The 3859-nt window shown below is 72.8% G+C and carries 4 protein-coding genes; all 4 read right to left on the bottom strand.

The features are described from left to right. Positions 1 to 219 precede the first annotated feature (219 nt). Positions 220 to 1257, bottom strand: coding sequence for an ABC transporter permease (locus ACXJKL_RS16535; RefSeq protein ID WP_457208113.1), 1038 nt, complete (start codon positions 1255 to 1257; stop codon positions 220 to 222). A 164-nt stretch (positions 1258 to 1421) separates the two neighbouring features. Then, complete coding sequence (locus ACXJKL_RS16530) at positions 1422 to 2312, bottom strand: NAD(P)-dependent oxidoreductase (protein ID WP_457208112.1); 891 nt, start codon at positions 2310 to 2312, stop codon at positions 1422 to 1424. After that, positions 2305 to 3354: a zinc-dependent alcohol dehydrogenase gene (locus tag ACXJKL_RS16525; protein WP_457208111.1), complete on the bottom strand. Its 1050-nt coding sequence runs from the start codon at positions 3352 to 3354 to the stop codon at positions 2305 to 2307. The genes ACXJKL_RS16530 and ACXJKL_RS16525 overlap by 8 nt, the downstream gene beginning before the upstream one ends. After that, a partial coding sequence (locus tag ACXJKL_RS16520) for a zinc-binding dehydrogenase (protein WP_457208110.1) occupies positions 3351 to 3859 on the bottom strand: 509 nt, incomplete at its 5' end. The genes ACXJKL_RS16525 and ACXJKL_RS16520, both read right to left, overlap by 4 nt.

The following is a 3859-nucleotide window of genomic DNA, read 5'->3' as shown; positions in this document are numbered from 1 at the left end:
CACCAGGAGGGCGCGCCCTCGAGGTCTGCCGCGGAGGTCTCGCCCTGGTCGCTTCCGCCGTTGTCCCCTCCGCAACCGGCGAGCGCCATGGCAGCGACCGTCAGCCCGACGGCGGCCAGGGCGGAGGGGCGGCGTGAGAGTCGTCGCAACATGAGTGTCCCTTTTCTTTCGTACTCGGATGGGGTGGTTGGAGCAGGTGGACGTGGAGCTCCCGAGCGATCAGGTCGTGGCCGGGAGACGTCGCCGGCCGCGGAGTCGACCGGCGAGGGAGCGCACGTCGACGGAGTAGAGGAGGACGCCGATGGCGAGGGCAGCGGCCTCGACGAGCGTCCGTACGGCGAAGCTGACGCCCAGGGCCAGCACGAACTGCTCCAGCTGGCTGAGGAAGAGCGCCGCGACCGCGGTGGCCAGCAGGTTGCCCCGGCCGCCGAGCAACGACGTGCCGCCGAGGACCACCGCGGCCACGCTCGGCAACAGGTAGGAGTTGCCCTGGAAGGCGGTGGGCTGGGCGACGATGCCGGCGAGGACCACGCCGGCCACCCAGTAGTGGAGCTGGGCGCCGAGGTAGCCGGCACCCTTGAAGGTGCGCACCCTCAGGCCGGCAGCCCAGGCGGCGGCCGGGTTGGCCCCCACCGCCTCGAACCGCCGACCAGCCGGCGTGAGCTTCACGACGACGCTGGTGATGACGAGGACCAGGGCGGCGATGAAGACGGCGTTCGGGATCCCCGCGCTCTCCCCACCGGCGATGCCGGCGAGCCGGTCGGTGGTACGACGTGGCGATCCGCCCGAGATCCCCAGCACGCCCGCGAACATGAGCGCGTTGGTGCCGAGCGTCGCCACGATCGGGTTGAGCAGAAGGCGCCCGACGAGGAACCCGTTGAGCAGCCCGGCCACGATCGCGACGCCGAGGGCGATCAGGACGGCGCCGAGGAGCTTGCCGTCGTCACCCTTCGGCTCGTGGGTCACGATCACGACCATCAGGGAGATGGCGCCGGGCACCGAGAGGTCGATGCCACCCTGCTGGATCACGAGGGTCTGACCGAGGGCCGCGATGGCGAGCACCGCCGCGAAGGGCAGCATGCCGCTGAGGGCACCCTGGCTCACACTCGTCGAGGCGAGCAGGGCGCTGGCGACGAACAGCGCGACGGTGGCCGCGGTGATCGTGACCAGTCCACGCGAGACGCTGAACCGGGGGCCGGGACGGACGCCGCGCGGCGCGGGGCGCTCCGCCACCGGTGCCGGTGCAGTGGAAGCCATCTGCCCTCCTCGCTGAGCTGGACGGGTGTGCGGACCGGTGAGCCTCGCTCTGTGCCGTCCGTCACACGTTCACCGTGACTGTACAAGGTGTCCCGAGGTGTTCACAAGAGGTTCACATCACTATTTGTGACGGTGGCCACGTAGGCCTGTCGCGCACCCGTCCCTCACTGGGTGACCGAGGGCCGGGACCGCATGTAGGTCGGCAGGTAGGCCATGTCCCGATCGCCGTGACCCGCACCAACCGCCGCGTCGACGACCCGGCGCGCGGCCTCGCTGACGGGCATCCCCGTGCCTTGGTCCTCGGCGAGGCCGGCGATGAGACCGAAGTCCTTCGCGACCAGGCTCAGGCTCATGGCGACGGGCTGGTCCGGTTCGAGGAAGGCGGCGCGCTTGTAGCGCACGAACGGAGCCCCGACCGCACTGTTCTCCAGGACGTCGTACGCCGTCGACGGGTCGATGCCCGCACCCTCCGCGAGGACCAGGCACTCCGACAGCGCGGAGTTCAGGTCGTGCACCACGAGGTTGACCGCGAGCTTCATCGCCTGCCCGAGACCGGGGTCGCCGACCGTGACGACCCGGGCCGCAAAGGCCGACAGGACGGTGCTGGCCGCCTCGATGTCCTCCGGAGCTCCGGCGGCCATGACCAGCAGCTGGCCCGCCGCCACGGTGGCCACGCTGCCCGAGACCGGTGAGTCCACGAAACGCCGTCCGGAGGCGGCATAGGCGGCCGACAGTGCGCGGGCCACACCGACCCCGCTGGTCCCCAGGTCGCAGATCACGGCCCCCGGGGCGAGCGCCTCGAGGAGCTCCTGATCGAGCAGGACCTCGGTCGTAGCGTCGCCGTCGGCCAGCATGCTCAGCACGACCTCCGCACCGCGCACGCACTCGGCGGCCGAGGCCGCGGTGACCAGGCCGGAGCCGCCGATCTCCTCTCGCACGACCTCGGCGCGGGCGGCCGTGCGGTTCCAGAGCCGCACCCGGTGCCCGGCCGCCGCCAGACGGTGGCACATCGCCGCTCCCATCCGGCCCGCTCCCAGCACGGCGACCTCAGCCACGGGGGTCCACCAGCACCTTCCCGGCGACCTCGCCGGCCACGAGCGGTCTCAACCCCTGGTCGACGACGTCCTCGAGACGGACGACGCGGTCGACGAGCAAGGACCCGAGATCGCGGCGGGTGAGGACGTCGAGCGCCGCAGGGAGGTCTTCACCACACACGTGCGCGACCGTGGTGCGCACGTCCACCTCGCGCAGGACCACCGGCGCCAGGCTGAGGGTGGTCGGGGCACTGTTCAGTCCGACGAGCAGGACGGTGCCGCCGCGTGCAGTGAGGGCGAACGCTCGCTCCACCGCGCCCGGCACGCCCGAGGTCTCGAAGACGACGTCCGCGCCGTCCTGGAGCAGCTCGCGGACCTCGTCCGGGCCGGCCGACGGGCTGACCAGCGCAGTGTCGGTGGCACCCAGCTCGCGGGCGACCTCGAGCCGTCCGGCATCCACGTCGACGGCCAGGACAGGACCGTCGTGCCCCTCGAGCCCTGCGCACACGAAGGACCCGATCGCGCCCGCACCCAGCAGCACCACGGAGTCACCCGGGCGTACTCCGGAGCGGCGGACGGCGTGGACCCCGACGGCGAGCGGCTGGGCGAGCGCCGCCGCCTCCAAGGTGCACGCATCGGAGACCTCGACGCAGGTGGCTGCCGGCGCCGCGACGTAGGTCGCGAGACCGCCGTCGGCGCTCAGCCCGAGTGTGAAGTAGCGCGCGCACAGGTTGGTGCGGCCACGACGACACCACGCGCACTCGCCGCACGACACGCCGGCCCCGCACGCGACCCGGCGCCCGACCAGGTGGCGCACGTCGGGCGCCGCGTCGACGACGGTGCCGACGAACTCGTGGCCCAGGACGGTCGGCCCGAGGTGGCCGCTCCCCGGGTGGCGCGTGTGGAGCGGAACCATCATCGGGCCCTTGGTGAACTCGGTGACGTCGGTGCCGCAGAGGCCGTTGTAGGCCACCTCGATCACGACGTCGCCCGGTCCGGGTGCGGGGTCGGCCCGGTCCTCGATCCGTAGGTCGCCGGGCTCGTGCAGGACACCGGCCCTCACGGCGTGGCCGCCGACGTGACGTGGACCTTGACCTGGGTGCGGTCGGCCAGCACGGCCTCGATCGCCTCGCTCGCGGACTCCAGCGCGTAGGTCGAGGTGACGAGGGGGCTGAGGTCGACCCCGGTGCGTGCCAGGAACCGCAGGGTCTGGGGCCACACCCCCGGGGAGCCGATGATGCCGCGCACCTGCAGCTCCTTGGACTGGATCTGTCCGAGCGCGGCCGGGGCCGAGCCGCCCACGTCGATGCCGATGTAGACCAACCGGGCCCGGAAGCCGGCCAGGTCGAGGGCAGCGGCCATCGCGGCAGGCTTGCCGCTCGCCTCGAAGACCACGTCCGCGCGTCGACCGCCGGTCAGCTCATCGAGCTGTTGCCCCACCTCGGGATCGGTCGGGTCGATGGTCGCCTCGGCGCCGAGGCTGCGGGCCAGGGCCGCCCGCTCCGCGTCCGGCTCCGCGACGATGACCCGCACGCCGCGGGCGGCGGACGCCGCGACCACTCCCAGGC

Source organism: Nocardioides sp. P5_C9_2 (assembly GCF_054049555.1).
Note: the sequence above shows the minus strand (reverse complement) of the source record. Positions and strands in the feature narration are given on the sequence as shown.

Coding starts and splice junctions, on each gene's coding strand:
- ACXJKL_RS16535 (WP_457208113.1), bottom strand. CDS start 1,257: ATGGCTTCCACTGCACCGGCACCGGTGGCGGAGCGCCCCGCGCCGCGC.